Source organism: Corynebacterium pilbarense, from assembly GCF_026930265.1.
Taxonomy (GTDB): domain Bacteria; phylum Actinomycetota; class Actinomycetes; order Mycobacteriales; family Mycobacteriaceae; genus Corynebacterium; species Corynebacterium pilbarense.
In genome coordinates, this window is sequence record NZ_JANRML010000007.1 from 84215 (window position 1) to 100926 (window position 16712).

At 66.1% G+C, this 16712-nt stretch carries 13 protein-coding genes; 7 read left to right on the top strand and 6 right to left on the bottom strand.

Translation table 11 applies throughout. The annotated features are described in order from the left end of the window. Positions 1 to 25 precede the first annotated feature (25 nt). Both NUW87_RS07010 and NUW87_RS07015 read right to left on the bottom strand, forming a co-directional pair. On the bottom strand, positions 26 to 2410 hold the full coding sequence (locus tag NUW87_RS07010; RefSeq protein WP_269027835.1) for a zinc metalloprotease: 2385 nt from the start codon (positions 2408 to 2410) through the stop codon (positions 26 to 28). A 15-nt stretch (positions 2411 to 2425) separates the two neighbouring features. Next, positions 2426 to 5725 (bottom strand): Rib/alpha-like domain-containing protein, encoded by a 3300-nt coding sequence (locus NUW87_RS07015; RefSeq protein ID WP_269027836.1) that lies wholly within the window; start codon positions 5723 to 5725, stop codon positions 2426 to 2428. Between the two features lie 204 nt (positions 5726 to 5929). On the opposite strand from NUW87_RS07015, the gene NUW87_RS07020 reads away from it, so the two are divergent. Together NUW87_RS07020 and NUW87_RS07025 are read left to right on the top strand one after the other, a co-directional pair. Next, a complete protein-coding gene (locus NUW87_RS07020; protein WP_269027837.1) occupies positions 5930 to 7126 on the top strand; it encodes an NAD-dependent epimerase/dehydratase family protein in 1197 nt (398 codons plus the stop codon). Beyond that, entirely contained in the window at positions 7127 to 8257 is a 1131-nt protein-coding gene (locus NUW87_RS07025) for a glycosyltransferase family 4 protein (RefSeq protein ID WP_269027838.1), read from the top strand. Here the strand turns inward: NUW87_RS07025 and NUW87_RS07030 are convergent. The 3 genes from NUW87_RS07030 to NUW87_RS07040 all read right to left on the bottom strand — a co-directional run bounded on the left by NUW87_RS07030 (position 8235) and on the right by NUW87_RS07040 (position 11287). Next, positions 8235 to 8675, bottom strand: a complete 441-nt coding sequence (locus tag NUW87_RS07030) for a hypothetical protein (protein WP_239217336.1) — start codon at positions 8673 to 8675, stop codon at positions 8235 to 8237. The two genes, NUW87_RS07025 and NUW87_RS07030, sit on opposite strands and share 23 nt — an antisense overlap. A 65-nt stretch (positions 8676 to 8740) precedes the next feature. Further along, positions 8741 to 10132, bottom strand: a complete 1392-nt coding sequence (locus NUW87_RS07035; RefSeq protein ID WP_377734279.1) for a glyceraldehyde-3-phosphate dehydrogenase — start codon at positions 10130 to 10132, stop codon at positions 8741 to 8743. Positions 10133 to 10306: 174 nt separating this feature from the next. Continuing rightward, the gene (locus tag NUW87_RS07040) at positions 10307 to 11287 is read right to left on the bottom strand and encodes a 3-hydroxyisobutyryl-CoA hydrolase (RefSeq protein ID WP_269027840.1); all 981 of its coding nucleotides are present in this window, start codon (positions 11285 to 11287) and stop codon (positions 10307 to 10309) included. Positions 11288 to 11328: 41 nt separating this feature from the next. Here NUW87_RS07040 and NUW87_RS07045 point away from each other — a divergent pair, with 41 nt between their 5' ends. Together NUW87_RS07045 and NUW87_RS07050 are read left to right on the top strand one after the other, a co-directional pair. Beyond that, a complete protein-coding gene (locus tag NUW87_RS07045; protein WP_269027841.1) occupies positions 11329 to 12105 on the top strand; it encodes a Cof-type HAD-IIB family hydrolase in 777 nt (258 codons plus the stop codon). Continuing rightward, a complete protein-coding gene (locus tag NUW87_RS07050) occupies positions 12102 to 12668 on the top strand; it encodes a DNA-3-methyladenine glycosylase (RefSeq protein ID WP_269027858.1) in 567 nt (188 codons plus the stop codon). The genes NUW87_RS07045 and NUW87_RS07050 overlap by 4 nt, the downstream gene beginning before the upstream one ends. Here NUW87_RS07050 and ppk2 read toward each other — a convergent pair whose 3' ends face one another. Then, positions 12669 to 13520: a polyphosphate kinase 2 gene (gene ppk2, locus NUW87_RS07055; protein ID WP_269027842.1), complete on the bottom strand. Its 852-nt coding sequence runs from the start codon at positions 13518 to 13520 to the stop codon at positions 12669 to 12671. Between the two features lie 186 nt (positions 13521 to 13706). Here ppk2 and NUW87_RS07060 point away from each other — a divergent pair, with 186 nt between their 5' ends. Genes NUW87_RS07060 through NUW87_RS07070 form a run of 3 tightly spaced genes read left to right on the top strand, consistent with a single transcriptional unit; the run spans position 13707 to position 16710 of the window. After that, positions 13707 to 14345, top strand: a complete 639-nt coding sequence (locus NUW87_RS07060) for a GntR family transcriptional regulator (protein ID WP_269027843.1) — start codon at positions 13707 to 13709, stop codon at positions 14343 to 14345. A gap of 59 nt (positions 14346 to 14404) precedes the next feature. Further along, a complete protein-coding gene (locus tag NUW87_RS07065; protein WP_269027844.1) occupies positions 14405 to 15160 on the top strand; it encodes a LamB/YcsF family protein in 756 nt (251 codons plus the stop codon). After that, the gene (locus tag NUW87_RS07070) at positions 15157 to 16710 is read left to right on the top strand and encodes a 5-oxoprolinase subunit B/C family protein (RefSeq protein ID WP_269027845.1); all 1554 of its coding nucleotides are present in this window, start codon (positions 15157 to 15159) and stop codon (positions 16708 to 16710) included. Before NUW87_RS07065 ends, NUW87_RS07070 begins: the two co-directional genes overlap by 4 nt. Positions 16711 to 16712: the final 2 nt, after the last annotated feature.

The window sequence follows — 16712 nt, forward strand, 5'->3', positions numbered from 1 at the left end:
AGGCAATCTGCCCCACCCATCGTATTTACGGAAGCAGCCCTTGGCTGTGCGCCCAGCCGAATCCCGCAGCACCCAGGCCGATAAGCCCCAGCAGCACGCCGATGATGATCCCCAGCGGCGAGTCGGAGCTGCCGGAGGGCTTCTCGCTTGGCGACGGCTCCGCTTTCCCCGGCACCTGCACCGGTTTCGCGGTCGCTGTCGGCGTTTCCGACGCAGCGGCTTTGAGGCGGTGGCGGGCGTACTCCTTCAGGTCCTCGTCCGCGTCGGAGGCGAGGACTTCCTTGAGCACCTTGTCCATCTCGGCTGGGGTGTATTCGAGCGCGGAGACATTGAAGGTATCGTCGAAGACCCGGGCGCCCTCGGAGTTGGACACGGTGATGTGCAGTGGCACGACGGGCTCGTCAACCAACGCGGCCGGTGAGACCTCGATATCCACGGGCGTGATGTAGTTCGAGTCGCCCTTGGCAAAATAGCTGCCGCGGAACTCGCCAACGCCGTAGTCTGCGACCACGGTGAAGGTGTCGTCGGTGGCACCGAGGTTGCGCAGCTCACCCTTGATGATGTTGGTGTCGGCGTGGGCGACGATGCCGTTGTCGTTGTTCAGGTTGCGGGCGAGGCTGAAACCGACCTTGCCGTTGTTGCTGCCGGTGGCGGCGGAGATGAGCTCGTCGACCACGGCGCGTTCTTCGTCTGCGGCCACCTCGGGTGCATCGGCGGTGTCGTCGTAGTCGCGCACGCCTTTGCCGATGTACTCGGTCTTGAACAGCAGGTTGTCCCAGTCCGACGGAATAACGTAGTCGAAGTTGTCGTTTTTGGGCTTGTAGCGGGAATTGTCTGCGGCGTTCGGGATGGTCTCGGTAGTGCGCACCTCCTGGCCGGAGAAGCCGAATGTGGAGAACTGGTGGGCGTAGCTCATGGTGGACTTGTAGGTCTCCAGCCAGTCGTAGCCGGGGCGGTCGAACTCCATCGACGGGTCCTCGGTGTCCACGAAGCGCACGGGGCGCTTGGCGGTGTTGCCCTGGGTTTCCCGCCCCCAGTGCTGCAGCCCCAGGGTGTGGCCGAACTCGTGGAGGATGGTGTTGCGCAACAACTCGTCGCTGTTGGTCACGTCCCCTGAGACGAAGAAGGTGGAGCCGTTGACTTGGCCTAAGCCGGTGACGTTGCGCTTGGCCCCTTCGTCGAAGCGGGTGCCAATCAGGGCGGAGCGGAACACCGACCGGCGTGCGCCGAGGAGTGTGTTCGCCTGCTCTTCCAGCTTGACGGTGCGCCCGTCGTCGTCGAGCCCGCCGAAGTACTCGGCGGTGTAGCGCTCCGTTTCGCCGCCTTTGCGCTCGTCGGCGGTCATGCTGGCCATGGATTCGCTGACGTAGCTCTTGCCGGCATCGATGTGCAGGTTGATGCCGTTGTCGTCGAAGAGGTCTTCCAATTCTTTGAGCATCGACGGGTTCGGTGCGTAGCTTGTCGTGTTCGCGGTGGCGCAGGCGGCGAACTCGGCAAACTCGGCGAGGTTGGCAGCGAAGCGCTCGGTGCGATTGCAGCCGATTGTCGCCCACTCGGATTGCATCCAGTTGATCTGCAGGAACAGGTCTTTGCGGTCGGGGTCTGCGCCCCAGCGCTGGATGGGTAGGTACGTGCCGTCGGCAAGCCTGAGCCCCTCGGCCTCCCAGGAGTCGCGCAGCCCGTCGCCGTCGCTGTCCAGCGCGGAATCTTGCGTTGTGATTGCCACGGTCATGCCTGCGCGTATCGACGCCCCGGGGGCCACCGTGCGCTCCCACCTCGCGGCCTGGTGCTTGGCACCGTTGTTGGCTCCCGCGAGGGCCGCCGCCTTGGTCTCGCCCGAGGCCGCGGTGTCAGGCGCGGTGAAACTCACGTCGGTGACGTAGCCGCCGGCTTTCGGCTGCACGACCACGCGATCCCCGTCCTTGCGCGCTGCGCTGCCCGCGGCCGCTGGCAGGGCGTTGGCCAGGTCGATGCCCACCTTGCCCGCGGCTTGGCCGGTGTTTTTCACAGCCACGGTGGCGTCGACGCGCCCGCCGTCGATGCGGTAGGTGCGGGTGATGAGGAAGTTGTTGTGCTGCTGGGTGTAGGTGAGCACGTCTGCGGTGCCGTCGGTAGTCACCTTCGGCTTCGCGTTTAGGCCGGGGTCCACCGGGGCCCCGTTCGCGCGGACCTCCATGGAGGTGTCGAACTGGTGGTTGTCCGCCTGCGATGCCGGGTGCGAGTAGTCGAACCGGCCCACGCCGCGCGGGGTGATAAACCCGTTGATGAACGGCTCAGTGGCGCTGGAGTGGCTCACGGTCGCGTCCGGGTGGGTGGTGCCGAGGGTGACCTTCGCGCCCGCTGCCGGTGCCGCGGCGGCCGCAAGGGCCGCGCAGAGGGACACTGCCAGCGTTTTCTTCATCGCACTCATGCCAACGTCCCTTTCTTAGAATCCGAACTGCTTCAGCTGCGCCCTGACAGCGTCTTGGTTAAGAAACACCGCGTAGCCGATGCCAGCGATCGCCGCGAGCGCGCCGAGCACCACCGCGATCCACCCAGCGGATTCCGACGAGCCCTGCTGCGGTTTCGTCTCCGGCGGGGCGGCGGCGGTGAGCGGGTACTCCACAATCTTCGTGGAGCCGTCCGGGAAGGTCGCCTTGACCGGCACCTTCAACACGGTACCCGCGGGCACGGAACTGTCCGGGGTGGCGGTCAGCTCGCCGGTGGCGGAGTCGTACGCGACATCCCAGCCGGCGTGGTCGAAGTCTGCGAGCTTCGCTCCGCGCGGCAGCCCGGTGCGCACCGATGTGCTTCCGCTGTTCTGCGGGGTAAACCGCGCGGCGTCGGAGACAGCCGTGACCCGCGAGGTGATCTCCTCGGTGCTTCCATCGGCGTAGCGCACGCGCACCGTCACCGTGTACGGGGTGTCCCGCGGCGCGTCCGGGGGCAGCTGGATCTTCAGCGAGCCATTTCGCTTATCGACGCCCACGTTGCCCAGTCCCCCACCATCCACCACAACGAACGTGGTGCCCGCCGGGACCGTGCCTGTCAACCCCACCGTCGCGGTCTCTCCGGGCGCGGCTGAGCCATCGGCGTAGGAGGGGGAATGTTTGGTGGAAAGGGCGGAGCTCGTCGATAAGCGGACGCTCGCAGTGAGCTTCGTCGACGACCCGTCTGCGAAGTACGCGATGACCGGGACCTGCACGTCGCCGCCCTGCTTCGGCGCGAACAGGCGCAAATCCCCGGAGGTTTCGTTGACCAGTGCAACCCACCCGTCCAGCGGCTCGGAGCGGTCCACCTCGAAGGTCGTGCCCTCCGGAAGGACAGACGCGCCCGTGCGCAGCACCGTGAGACCGTGGCCGGGTTGCACGGACAGGCCGTCCTCGTAGCCCAGATCGGTGGTCCGGGCGAACAGCGGATCGCCGACCTCCACCTCGGCGTTGTATGTGCGGAACGAGTTGTCAGGGAACGTCACCTTCACCGGAATCGTGCGGATCCCGGGCTTCGCGTCTCGCGGCGGGGTGAACGTGAGGCGGCCGTTGTCGTCGACGCGCACCCAGCTGGCAAAGGCCGGGTCGACGTCGAAGCGCGCGCCTTCTGGCACGCGGCGGTCCTGGTACACGAACGGCCCGTCGGTGACCGTCGCGCGCGGGCGGCCAGCCTGACGGGTCGCCCCCGCCGGCACCGGAATCAGCGGGAATCGCACCTCGTGCTGCTTCGCCATCGGCACCGGCTGCGCTACCTCGACGGTGATGGTGTGGGTCTGCCCCGCCGCGTCCTTCGCCTTCACGCGGTACTCACCCGGCGCGGCATCACGCGGCGGTCTGGCGACAACCGTCCCGTCCTTCTCAACCGAAATCCAGCGGTCTTCGGCGGGCAGTTGCGTGGTGGTTCCGTCGGGGCTGACCTGCGTGACACCAGTCGTGCGGAAACTCGGCACGAAGGTGGTGTCGCCGGAACGCTTCGGCGCGATTACCTGCGTCTCACCGGGTTTGACCACCAAGCGGTCCCAATCGAACCGCGCCTTCGGCTTTTCGGGCTTGACCACGAACCCGGGCAACCGGACGGTCTGCCCCGCCTTCACCTTCGCGTCGGCGGGCGGCGGGGCGACGTGGCCTGTAGGCACATCGACTGTGACCGTGTAGTTTCCCGGCGGAAGGTTATTGAGGCGGAAGGTCCCGTCCTTGGCAACCTGGACGGTGAACTCCTTACCGTTTGCGCCGCGAGCCGTGACCGTGGCGCCCGGCACCGCCTTGCCAGCTGGGTCGGTGACTTTGCCGGCCACGGAACCGACCGTCGGCGCCGGCTTCGGCGTCGTGGTCGTGGTCGACGGTTTCGGTTTCGCGGTTGTCGGCTTCGGGGCCGTGGTCGTCGGCTTCGACGTGGTCGGGCGCGGTTTTAGCGTTGTGGTCGATGGTTTAGGCGTCGGTGTCGGCTTCAGCTCAAGGGGGAAATCCACGTCCGAGACACCGCTGACCGTCACGTTCTCTTTCCGCGGCGTCGGCCGCACGTACTTGGACGATGCCGCGATGACCTCGATGGTGGTCTCGCCAGTCGGCACATCCACAATCGAGTACATGCCGTCGGCTCCGGTGGTGCTGGTCTTACCGCCAGCGGTCACTTTCACATCCGCAACGCCGTTACCGTCCGGATCAAACACCCGGCCCGAGACGTCTCCGAACTGTGGCTTCGTATCAATGCGCGGTAGCTCGATGGTGTTGTCTCGCTGGTCGCTCACTACAACGCCGCGGACCGTTCTCGCCTTGGTCGTCGGGGTCCCGCCGATAAACACGTCGCGTGTGCCCGCCGGAACCTTCACTACCGTGAACTTACCGTTCTGATCCGTGGTGGCGGTGCGGCCGGCGATCGCCACGGTGGCGCCTTGGACGGGGGTCTCGGATGCGTCGAGAAGCGTCCCGCTCACAGTGATCGGGTAGACATCGAAGTCGCGGTCGACCGCACCCGAGGCCACATCAATGGTCTTCTTTGCTGGGGTGGCAAAACCCTCCGGCGGGACCACCTCGATGGTGTACTCGCCGACGGTGGTGCCGAGGGCGACCGGGAACGAATTGTCAGCCCCAAGCTCCGGTTCGGTGGTGGCGCCATCCTTGGTCACCAGCACTTTCGGCTTGCCCACCGGCTTCGAATCTGGGTTGTGCACCCGCACATGCCCGAGGTACTCGGTGTTCAGGTACGGCATGGAATAGCGGGAGCTGCCGCCGTCGAGAGGCATCGGGTACACCGAGCCTTTGCCGGGAGCGGCGAGCGAGAGGCGGTCGTGTTGTTTTACCACCACATCCGGCAGCTCGTACGACAAGCGGATGGCGTTATGGCCAGACGTCGACTTCGAAATGCTGGTGGTCACGACAACCTCGTAGGTGTCTTTCAGCTGCTGGCGGCGGTTGACCTGCTCGTAGTGTTCGACGGTGAACGTTGAGGACTGCGGAATAATGTCGAAGACTGGGTCGCCAATCTCCGCTACCTGCACGTCGCGGGGGTTTTCCGGATTGGTCTCGGGCGGCACAAAGTCGTGGGCCACGGTGCTGACCACCATGGTCTTGTCAAAGAATATCTCCGCGCGCCAAGTCCCGCGGTCGTTGCGGACCTGGCCGAAGCGCACGCCGTCCTGCGGAATCGGGGCAACCTGAGCGTGCGCGACCGACCCTACGGGGCCCAGCGGGATTTCCGCGGCCCCGCCCGCGAGCGCCAACACTGTAGCTACGGCGGTGATTCGCTTTGTACGCACGCGACCATTACCGGGCAGAGACATGCGGGCTCCCAACTTTTTCCATGCTTAGACACCGCTAAAATACAGGGAACGCTACCACTCAGTTGTATGCCCTACCCAAAATTACTAACGCCGGGGGTGCGCGCACGCGAGTACGCTCAGCGGAGGTTGCCGGACACCGGTAACGTATGCGGAAATGTGCGTAAAGAAAGGCGAGAATTAGTGAAGATTGCAGTTCTGGGCGGCGACGGATTCTGTGGCTGGCCCGCGTCCCTGCACCTTTCAGACCTCGGACACGAGGTCACGATCGTGGACAACCTGTCGCGGCGCCGCATCGACCGCGAGCTCGACGCGGAGTCGCTGACGCCGATCGCGACTATCGACGAGCGCCTGTCGGCCTGGAACGAGGTCTCCGGCAAAACGATCGGCTTCGAAAACATCGACGTGGCCCAGGACTACGACGCACTGCTGGCCTTCCTCAAGGACTTCCAGCCTGACACCGTGATTCACTTCGCCGAGCAGCGCGCCGCGCCGTACTCCATGAAGTCCCCGCGCAACAAGCGCTACACCGTGGACAACAACGTCAACGCGACCCACAACCTGCTCACCGCAATCGTGGAGACCGGCCAGGACATCCACGTCGTGCACCTGGGCACCATGGGCGTCTACGGCTACGGCACCGCCGGCATGAAAATCCCGGAGGGCTACTTGGACGTGCAGGTGGACGCGGGCGAAAACGGCATTGTGGAGCAACAGATCCTCTACCCCACCAACCCGGGCTCGATCTACCACATGACCAAGGTGCTGGACCAGCACCTGTTCGCGTACTACGCCAAGAACGACGAGCTGCGAATCACAGATTTGCACCAGGGGATCATCTGGGGCACCCACACCCCGCAGACACTTCGCGACGAGCGCCTGATCAACCGCTTCGACTACGACGGCGACTACGGCACCGTGCTCAACCGCTTCCTCATGCAGGCGGCGATCGGCTACCCGCTGACCGTGCACGGCACCGGCGGACAGACCCGCGCGTTCATCCACATCCGCGACATGGCGCGCTGCATCCAGCTGGCGGTGGAAAACCCGCCGGCGCGCGGCGAACGGGTGAAGATTTTCAACCAGATGACGGAGACGCACAGGGTGCGGGATTTGGCGGAGCTCGTCGCAAAGATTGCGGACGCGCAGGTGCAGATGGTGCCCAACCCGCGCAAGGAGTCCGCGGAAAACGAACTCCACGTGGTCAACGACGCTTTCCTGGACCTCGGCCTGGAGCCGACGAAGCTGGAAGAAGGCCTGCTCGTGGAGATCGAGGAGGTGGCGAAGAAGTACGCCGACCGCGCGGACCGCTCGAAGATCCCGGCGCGCTCGCTGTGGACCGCTGCGCAGTCCGCCGGCGTGCCGCAGGGCGAGAAGTAGATGCGCATCGCGCTACTCACCGAGGTCTTCCTCCCCAAAATCGACGGCGTGGTCACCCGCACCACCCGCCACTTGGACCAGTTGGCGGCGCTGGGCCACGAGGTGCTTATCTTCGCGCCCGGTAACCCGCCCGCCGAGTACGCGGGCTTTGAGGTTGTGCCGATCCGCTCGCACAGCTTGAAGGTGTACCCGGAGGTCAAGCACGGCATGCTGGGGCCGAAAACCTACCGCCGCCTGCGCGAATTCAACCCGGACGTCGTGCACGCCGTCAACCCCATCTGGACGGCTGGCTGGTCCACGTTGGTGGTGGCGCGCCGCTACCCCGTGGTCGCGTCGTTTCACACGGACGTGCCGGAATACTGCCTGAAGCTGGGCATCCCGTGGGTGAAGCCGATCGCCGAGTGGGGGCTTCGCACCTTCCATGGCCGCGCCGGGCTGAACATGGTGACCTCGGGCCCGATGATGGACAAGGCCGCCGACTACGGCATCGACAACGTGCGGCTGTGGCCGAAGGCGGTGGATACGGAAAGCTTCACCCCTGAAGCGCGCACCCGAAAGATGCGCAGCCTGCTTTCCGACGGCCATCCGGACGCCCCCCTGGTCATCTTCGTCGGCCGCATCTCGGCTGAGAAATCCGTGGACCGCTGCGTCCCCATCGTCGAAGAGGTGCGCACGCGTGTGCCCAACGCGCGCCTGGCGTTTGTGGGCGAGGGCCCGCTTTACGACGAGCTCCGCGCCGACCCGCCCGCCTGGGCCACCTTCACCGGGTATTTGTCCGGGGCGGAACTGAGCGCAGCCTACGCCTCGGGCGATGTGCTGCTGTTTCCCTCCACCACGGAGACGTTGGGTTTTGCGGCGCTGGAGGCATTCGCATCGGGCGTGCCGGTGGTGGCCGCGAACGCGGGCGGTCTGCCGTTTGTGGTGGCGGACGGCGACACCGGTGTCTTGGTCGACCCGGAGGCGCCGGATGCAGCCTGGGCCGAACCGATCGAGCGTATTCTGACGCAGCCGGAGCTGCGCGAGCGCATGTCCGCCGCCGGGCGGGCCGAGGCGGAGCGCTGGACGTGGCGCGCCTCCACCGAGACGGTGCTGGGCTACTACGACGAGGTCATTCGAAGCGCAAGACGGTGACCTCGGCGGTCTCGCCGTCCGCGAACTCGCGGGATTCCGTCGCCGTGCGCACCGTCGCCGCCGGATCGATCTCCCCGTAGGCCTCCACGCCTGACCCGCAAGCGTCGACCTTGCGCGGGTCGAACCACTCGATCTCCGCGCGGTCGCCGGCAATCACGCCGATGCCGGAGGCGGTCTCCCAAGCCTGTGAGTTGTCGTCGATGCCGGGCACGTCCTCCGGGTCGAAGCCGAGGCGCTGCGCTTCGGCCTTGTCCGTGTACGGGCAGAATACGTAGGCGCGCTCCACGTCCGGCCCCGCCGCGTCCGCGACGGTGAAGTCCCCGGCGAGCGCGGCGTCCTCTAGCCCCAGCTCAGTGCCGTGGGCGCCGCAGCCTGCCAGTGCGACCACGCTGGCTGTTGCGATGATTTTGCGGAACATACCCCACAGCGTAGCTCCGCCCCGGCCGAAACGGGGCCGGGGCGGCGCTTTTTTACGTCGAGAAGCTACTGAATCTCAGCCGGATCCTTGCGCTCCGGGAACACGCGCGGACGCACGCCCGCGATGTCCTCGACGACGCGGACCACCTGGTGGGAGTAGCCGTACTCGTTGTCGTACCAGACGTACAGCACGAGGTGGTTACCGGAGGCGATGGTGGCCAGGCCGTCCACCACAGACGCGTGGGTGGTGCCGAGCAGGTCGGTGGAGACGACCTCGGGCGAGTTCACGTAGTCGATCTGCTGGCGCAGGTTGGAGTTGGTAGACACGCGGCGCAGGAAGGTGTTCACCTCGTCCTTTTCCACGTCCTTGTCCAGGTCCAGGTTCAGCACGGCCATGGACACGTCCGGGGTGGGCACGCGGATCGCGTTGCCGGTGAGCTTGCCTTCAAACTCCGGAAGCGCCTTCGACACGGCCTTGGCGGCGCCGGTCTCGGTGAGCACCATGTTCAAACCGGCGGCGCGGCCGCGGCGGTCTCCCTTGTGGAAGTTATCCGCCAGGTTCTGGTCGTTGGTGTAGGAGTGGACGGTCTCGACGTGGCCATGCTTGACGCCGTAGCGGTCGTTGATCACCTTCAGCACCGGGGTGATGCCGTTGGTGGTGCAGGACGCCGCGGACAGGACGCGCTCGTCGCCGATCATGTCCTCGTTGATGCCGTAGACGATGTTCGGGATGTCGCCCTTGCCCGGCGCGGTGAGCAGGACGCGGTCCACGCCCTTGGACTCGAGGTGCTTGGACAGGCCGTCGCGGTCGCGCCACGCGCCGGTGTTGTCCACCACGATGGCGTTGTCGATGCCGTAGGCGGTGTAGTCGATCTCTGCCGGGTCGTTGGCGTAGATCATCTGGATCGGGGTGCCGTTGGCCCAGATGATTTCCTTTTCCTCGTCGACGGTGATGGTGCCGTTGAAGGCGCCGTGCACGGAGTCGCGGCGCAGCAGGGAGGCGCGCTTGATGATGTCGATGTCGCCCTTCTTGCGCACCACCACGGCACGCAGGCGCACGCCGCCGTACATCGCCTCGCGGGCGATCAGGATGCGGGCGAGGAGGCGGCCGATGCGGCCGAAGCCGTAGAGCACGACGTCGCGGGCTTCGAGTTCGGAGGAGGTGCCGATGACGTCGGCGAGCTCGCGGTCGAGGAAGGCGCGCAGGTCCTGCTCGTCGGTGTGCTTGAACTCCTTAGCCAGGCGGCCCAGGTCGATCGACGCGGTGCCGAGGTCCATCTCCACGAGTTCGCGCAGGATCGGCAGCGTCTCGTCGAGCGCGAGTTCCTTCTCGTCGATGCGGCGGGCGTAGCGGTGCGCCTTAATGATGTCGATGTCGGTGACACCCACCAGCAGGCGGCCGTAGACCGAGGTCACCGCGTTGTGCTCGCGGTGCAGGCGGCTGATCAGCGGCAGCATCTCCTGCGCGAGGGTGAGCTTGTGGTTCCATTCGTCGCGGGGGTTTGTCGTTTCGGTCAACGTCGCTCCTTCAGCATGTGGGAATCGGGGGCAATTTCTTCGCCCGTGATCGCCCCCTTACTGTAGCGTCCGCGGCGCGTGCGCGGGTGCTGCACCCCCGCGATTGCGCAGCCCTTAGCGCAGGACGTCCCGGTACTTGCCGGGTTCTGGCTGCGGGGCGAAGTTCGGGGACTGGTCTTTGTCCACGAGCACCGCGCGTACCCCCTCGGCGAAGTCGGGTTCGCGGGTCATCAGCGCGCCCAAGCGCCGCTCGTTGTCCAGCGCGCCGGCGAGGTCCTGCGAGGCGTTGGCGGCGAATAGCTCGGCGGCCGCGACCAGGGACGACGGCGAGGCCTGTGCCGTCAGCTTTGCGACGAGCTCCGCCAATTCCCCGTCCAGATTTTCCTGAATTTCAGCCCAGGAACCCTGGAACGTGTGCTCGATGCCGTCGTAAAGCGATGAAAGCTCCGACTCCCCCGGTGCGATGGCGACCGTATCCAGGAACCCCGGCCCCTCGGCGACGATGCCGTCGAGCACCCCGTCGAGCGTGGCCACCTTGTGCGTGGCCAGACCGGTGGCCAGCATGTCGTCGGGAGTGAGACGGTAGCCGGTCAGCGCGAGGAACTTCCCCAGCGGCAGCGACGGGCGCTTCGGCAGGTTCTGCAGCAGCCAGGACATGCCCACATCCGTGACGTAGCCGATGTTCATCTCCGGCATGGAAGCAAAGGCATCTTCGGTGACCACCATGTGCGAGCCGTGGGCCGAGATGCCCATGCCGCCGCCCATGATCACACCGTTGCACAGCGCGATGTAGGGCTTGGGATAGTTCGCGATGTCGAGGTTCATGGCGTACTCGTCGGCGAAGAAGGCGTCGACCTCTTCGCCGCGGCCGTCGAGGATGCCCTCGCGTGCGGCGCGCACATCGCCGCCTGAGCAGAAGTGCTTGCCCGAGGACTGGACGACCACCTGTGTGATGGCGTCGTCGTCGCGCCACTGCTTCAACGTGGCGTCGATGGCGCGGGCCATCTCGGGGCTGAGCGAATTCAACGCCTTCGGACGGTCCAGGGTGATCACACCGGTGGTTTCGCGTACTTCAGTCTTGATCAGATCGGTCATACTTTCCTAGTGTTCCACATCACACCGGTAGTGTGGGGGCAATGCGGACACCTCGGTTAATAGCGTTGGACATGGACGGCACACTCCTCGACGGCGACGGGCGCGTGCCGGATGCGTTTTGGCCGCTGCTGAAGACCGCGCGCTCGCGCGGGGTGACCCTCGCGCCGGCGTCCGGGCGCCAGCTGGCCACGTTGCAGCAGATGTTCCCGGATTGCGAGGACTTCATCGCGGAAAACGGCGCGGTGGTGGCGCGCGGCGGCGAGGTGGTCTCCACCACGGCCCTGCCGGAAGCGCCGGTGCAGCGGTTGTTGTCCGCCCTGCCTGACGCGCCGTTTGCGGCGCATGCCGTGGTGTGCGCGCCTTCGGTCGCCGCCACCGCCGCCCTGCCGCCCGCCGTGGACGCGGAGGTGGACAAGTACTACGCCTCGCGCACCTTGCTTGGCGACGGCTCCGCCTCCCCCACCATCAAAATCGCCCTGTACGTGGAGTCGGACGCCGAGCGCGACGCCTACCCGTGGGTGCGCGAACTGGTGCCGGAGCTGCGCGCGGTGGTCTCCGGCAAGCACTGGGTGGACCTGATGCACCCGGACGCCGACAAGGGCCTGGCGCTCGCCCAGCTGGCCGGGGCGATGGGTGTTGCGATGTCGAAAACGGCGGCGTTCGGCGACTACCTCAACGACCTCGGCATGCTGCGCGCGGCCGGGCACGCCGTGGCGATGGGCAACGCGCACGAGGACGTCAAAGCCGTCGCCGACGAGGTCGTGGGCACCAACGCGGAGGGCGCGGCCGTGGCAAGGTTGGCGAAATGGCTCTCATGATCGACTTTTCACAGCCCGCCAACGTTGTCGCCCCGCAGCTGCTTGGGTGCGTGATCACGCACAACGGGGTCAGCATCAGGCTCACCGAGGTCGAGGCGTACCTCGGCGCAGACGACCCAGCGGCGCACACGTACCGCGGAAAAACGGCGCGCAACGCGGCGATGTTCGGCCCGCCCGGGCGGTTGTACGTGTACTTCTCCTACGGCATCCACCACAACGGCAACATCGTGTGCGCGCCGGAGGGCGACGGGCAGGGCTGTCTCATGCGCGGCGGCGAGGTCGTCGCCGGCGAGGATTTAGCGCGGGAGCGGCGGCAGCGCCCCGACCGGGCGCCGATCGTCTACGAGAACCTAGCGCGCGGGCCGGGAAACCTCGGCCGAGCGCTCGGGCTTGAGTTGGGAGACAACGGCACGAAAGTGCAGCTCACCCCGCGGGCTTCGGAACCGGAGTGGGTGGCCGGCCCGCGCATCGGCATCTCCAAAAACGCCGACGCCCCGTGGCGGTTCTGGATCCCGGGCAACAAAACCGTCTCCACCCCACGGGGCGCGCCAAAGAAGCGCTAGCTACTTCTTCTTTTTCTTCTTCTTTTTCTTGGACTGTTTGCCCACCTCAAGGTCTGCGGCGACGTCGGGGACGTAGCGGAACTCCTCGCGAGGCGGACGCTCATAGTCCGTGGTCTCCGGGCGCTCCGGGATCTCCGGCAGGTCCGGCTTGATGTGCTCGTACGGAATGGTGGAAAGCAGGTGTGAAATGACGTTGATGCGGGAGCGCTTCTTGTCCTCGCTTTCCACCGTGTACCACGGCGCCGACGGGATGTCGGTGTGAACGAACATCTCGTCCTTCGCGCGGGAGTAGTCCTCCCATTTTGTGATGGATTCCAGGTCCATCGGCGAGAGTTTCCACTGACGCAGCGGATCATTGCGGCGGGACTTGAAACGCTTGTACTGCTCCTCGTCGGAAACGGAGAACCAGTATTTGCGCAGCATGATGCCGTCTTCGACCAACAGGCGCTCAAAGATCGGCGCCTGGTGCAAAAACCGCCGGTACTCCTGCGAGGACGCAAAGCCCATCACACGCTCCACGCCGGCACGGTTGTACCAAGAGCGGTCGAAGATGACGATCTCGCCGGCCGTAGGAAGCTTCTCCACGTAACGCTGGAAGTACCACTGGCCCTGCTCGCGATCCGTCGGCTTCGGCAGCGCCTCGATGCGGCAAGTGCGAGGGTTCAAATACTGGGTGATGCGCTTAATCGCGGAGCCCTTGCCGGCGGCGTCTCGGCCCTCCATAACAATGACCAAACGCTCGCCGTTTTCCACCACCCACTGCTGCATAGCCACAAGCTCAGCCTGCAGGCGCAGCAGCTCCTTTTCATAGGCTTTCTTGGACAGTTTCGGCGGTTTGTTGTCGTGGCTCATGGGTGTAACCGTACCCGCAGGCGCTGTGAGCACTAAAAAGACACTGGAATCTGAGAAGAAAGATCAACATGAGGTAATCAGTGCATTGTTCAACAATAAATACGTTATACTCTCCCTAGTTCTAACCAACGTGGTCACCCACCTGCAGAAACACGGTAGGTGACAACTGATTTCAATACGGATGCCATGCTTGCACACAACGTTTCCGCCGAGGTCCGACGCGCGATCTCACGTGGCGAATTCGCTCCCGGGCAAAAGCTCAACGAGGTAGCCCTCGCCGAGCGCTTCGGGGTTTCCCGCAACACGTTGCGTGAAGCTTTCGCCATGCTGACCGCTGAAGGCCTCTGCGAACGCATCCCCAACCGCGGCGTGTTCCTGGCCACCCCGACGCCGGAGTTCGTCACCGACACCTTCCGCGCCCGCGCCGCCATCGAGCCTGCCGCGCTGCTGTGGGGCCCGGACTTGGACGTCGAACGGCTCGAAGAGCTGAACAGGGAAGCCCGCGTCGCCATCGAGGAAGAAGACGACGACCTGTTCATCGCCGTCAACCAGGCATTCCACCACGTCGTACTCGCCGCAATGGGCTCGAAGACGCTCGGCGACACCATGGACCAGCTCGACGCCTTCCTCCGCCTGGCCACCCTGCCAATCCTGGAGCACGACCCGAGCTTCAACCGCCGCTTCATCGAGGTCAACGAGCACATCGTGGAACTGGTCAAGTCCGGCGACCGCCAGGGCGCTTCGGATTACCTGCAGGAACAGCTGATGGTGCAGGCGGAAGCCATCATCGAAATGATCGAGAAGATCAACAACGGCATCGTCTAGCCCACCCCCTTCCAAACCTGAGTGCGAGGTCACATGACCCAGGTTGTATAACTAGGGCCATGCACATCGACCTCAATGCTGACCTCGGCGAGACCACCGCGGGCAACCCGGTAGCTGACGACGCAGCCATGCTGGAGATGGTTTCCAGCGCCAACGTCGCCACTGGGTTCCACGCAGGAGACCCCCATTCCATCGCTGGCACCCTCAAAAACGCCGCCGCCCACGGCGTGATCCTCGGCGCGCACGTGGCCTACAACGACCCGGCAGGCTTCGGCCGCCGCTTCATCGACTACGCCCCAGCCGAGCTCGCCGACGAAACGCTCTACCAAATCGGCGCCCTCGACGCCCTGGCCCGCGTCCACGGCATGCGCGTGCGCTACGTCAAGCCGCACGGCGCGCTCTACAACACGATCGTCCACCACGAAGCCCACGCCAAGGCGGTCATCGACGGCATCAAAGCATTTAGCCCCGACCTCGCTGTGATGCTGCTTCCCGGTGGCGTCGCCGTCGACGTCGCCGAAAAGGCAGGCCTTCGCGTGATCCGTGAAGCGTTCGCGGACCGCGGCTACAACCCCGACGGCACGCTCGTGTCGCGCCGTGAGCCGGGTGCGGTCATGCACGATGCGGAGGACGTGGCCAAGCGGGTGCTCCAAGTCGCCTCCACCGGATCCGTCACCGCCATCGACGGCACCGAAGTCAAAGTCCAGGCCGAATCGGTCTGCGTCCACGGCGACTCCCCCGGCTCCGTCGAACTGACCCGCAGCGTCGTGCACAAGCTTGCCGACGAAGGCATCCGCATCGAGGCCGTCCTGTGAGCTACCCCGTAAAGCGAGTCGGCACCCGCGCCCTCATCGTGGACCTGCCCGACCTGAAAACAGTCATGGACTTCTACGCGGCGCTTTCCGCCTCGCCGCTGGAGCACCAAACCGACGTCGTCGCCGCCGCGCGCACCGTGCTCGTGACCTTTGATTCGCCCACCGCCACCACCAACGCCGTCGATGTGCTCGCCGGCTATTCGCCTGCGGCTGCGGACATGGGCACGCCGCGCGACATCGACATCGACGTGCGCTACGACGGTGAGGACGTCGACGCGCTGGCGACGTCGCTAGGCATGAGCCCGCGCGAGCTGATCGAGTGGCACACCTCCACCACCTGGGTCGCCGCCTTCGGCGGATTCGCCCCCGGGTTCACCTACTGCGTGCCGGAAGACGCCTCGCGCGCGCTGGCGATCCCGCGCCGCGACTCGCCGCGCACCGCCGTGCCCGCAGGCGCTGTCGCCCTGGCCGGCGAGTTCTCCGCCGTCTACCCGCGCACCTCCCCCGGCGGCTGGCAGCTCATCGGCACCACCGCCACCCCGATGTGGGACTCCACCGCCACCCCGCCCGCGCTCGTCGCCCCCGGCGACCGCGTGCACTACCACGCCGTCGACACCCTGCCCGCGGACACGCAGACCGCGCGCAAGCACCTCGCCACGCCGCCGCGCCGCCCCGTGTTCACGCTGGACGACGCGGGCCTGCAAACGCTGTACCAGGACCTCGGCCGACAAGGCAACGGCAACCTGGGCGTGACCACGTCCGGGTCCACCGACCGCGCCTCCGCCCGCACCGCCAACGCCGCGGTGGGCAACAAACGCAACGCCACGCTTTTGGAAAACGTCGGCGGGCTGACCATGACCGCCCTGGCCGAGACCGTCATCTGCGTTACCGGCGCCGACGCCGACGTCACCGTCGGCGGGCGCCCCGCGCCGCTAGCCACCCCGACGATTGTGCCGGCGGGCGCGGAGGTCGTCGTTAAGCCGGCGCGCCTGGGTTTTCGCACCTACGTCGCCGTGCGCGGCGGGCTCATCGCCGACACCGAGCTGGACTCCGCGGCCACCGACATGCTCTCCGGCCTCGGCCCAAAGCCGCTGGCAGCCGGCGACACCATCGCCATGTCGCTGACCCCGCCGCAATCCGCCAACTCGCTTTTAACCAACCCGCTGCGCGTCGAACACGACGGCGCGGACGTCGTCGGCGTGGTGCGCTGCGTCCTCGGCCCCCGCGACGACTGGTTCGACCAAGACGCCGTGGACCGGTTCTTCGCCACCACCTTCACCGTCACCGGCGACTCCAACCGCGTCGGCCTGCGCCTCGAATCCGACGCCCCGCTGACCCGCTCGCGCGACGGCGAGCTGCCCAGCGAAGGCATGGTCGCAGGCTCCGTGCAGATCCCCCCGTCCGGCCAGCCCGTGCTCTTCCTGCGCGACCACGCCGTGACCGGCGGATACCCTGTCATCGCGACCGTAATCAATGAAGACGTCGACATCGCCGCACAACTCCCGCCCGGCGGAAAACTCCGCTTCGAGCGCTACACCCTGGAAGGTTAATT